Annotated in this window: 1 protein-coding gene; it reads left to right on the top strand. The window is 34.8% G+C overall.

The window, feature by feature from the left end:
* Nucleotides 1–387 precede the first annotated feature (387 nt).
* Nucleotides 388–1,431: a phenylalanine--tRNA ligase subunit alpha gene (gene pheS / locus ACJ5GX_RS07105; protein WP_052264906.1), complete on the top strand. Its 1,044-nt coding sequence runs from the start codon at nt 388–390 to the stop codon at nt 1,429–1,431.
* Nucleotides 1,432–1,497 lie beyond the last annotated feature (66 nt).

The raw sequence follows: 1,497 nt of genomic DNA, 5'->3' as shown, positions 1-1,497 counted from the left end.
AAAAAACTCAGGTATATATTGGCAGATTACATAAAATTATAGCGGCTGCATGTCTTTTTTATTTTTTCTACATTCAGCCAAAACGCGCTTTAAATAAGCGTTAGCACATTATTACAATGCCGATTTACATTATTATAGGGTCAAAACTCACTACTGGGGGATTCTTTTGCCTTTTTTTTGCTTGGTAAATTTCTTAATATTTTGGATTAGTTAGGAGTCCTATAGAGATGTCATTTCAGTGCTTCTTATTACCTGTTATGGATCCCAGTGTCAGCTACTTGGATGACAAGAAGGGAGAGTACTCGCATGACAACTTTTTATCCAAATAGTTTTATTGATGATATTAAAGATTGCACTATAATGAAAGTTTAAGCTAGCGTTTTTAAGGTGAATAAAGAGCTAATAAGTGAAATACCTTTACTTGAAGATAAGGCAGTTTCTGAGATTGAAAATGCTGCTTCTTTGAAGGATTTAGAAAAAGTTAGGTTGTCATACTTGGGGAGAAAGGGTGTAGTAAAAGCTTATTTCGATGACTTAAAGAATATAGATGATGCAGGAGAGAAACGCGACCTAGGTGCAGTGATTAATGTTTTACGCAATAAGATAGACCAGCTTATAACAAGCAAAGAAAATGAACTGAAAGATAAAGAAGTTAAGTTAAAACTGCAAAATGAAGCAGTTGATATCACACTGCCTGTCAGACCAGAAAGAATTGGCAAGATTCATCCACTCAGTAAAGTTATAAGTGAAGTGAAGCTCATTTTTGCGCATATGGGCTTTAAAGCAGTTGATGGTCCTGATATTGAAGATGAATTTCACGTATTTGATGCATTAAATACTCCAAGTCACCACCCTGCACGAGAGGAGCAAGATACCTTCTATTTAAGGAATAAAATAAATGATAAAAGAATGGTGCTGCGCACTCATACCTCATCTGTGCAGATTAGAACCATGGAAAAGACAAAAACTTTTCCAATTAAAATAGTGGCTGCAGGCAGGGTATACAGAAATGACTTTGATGCAACTCACACTCCTATGTTTCATCAGATAGAAGGACTTTATGTTAATGAAAATGTCAATATGGGCCAATTAAAATTTACTATTCATTGCTTCCTTAGTAAATTTTTCGGAGATAAGGGTCTAAGAATACGCTTTCGTAATAGTTTTTTCCCTTTTACTGAACCTTCTGCGGAAGTGGACATAAGCTATAAAGATAGTAAATGGATTGAAGTACTTGGATGTGGTATGGTGAATCCAAATGTCTTTAAAAATGTTGGAATAGACCATACTAAATACAGTGGCTTTGCATTTGGGATTGGTATAGAAAGGCTAGCAATGCTGAAATATCAAATTAGTGATCTAAGGAGCTTTTACGACAATAGAGTTAGTTGGCTCAACCATTATGGTTTTCATTTTTCGTCTTTAAGATAAGTGACAAATAAATCTTATACATTTGTTGTACTTGCTGCTGGGCATAGTGAACGAATGAATTCAAGC

Source organism: Wolbachia endosymbiont of Tuta absoluta, from assembly GCF_059414725.1.
Note: the sequence above shows the minus strand (reverse complement) of the source record. Positions and strands in the feature narration are given on the sequence as shown.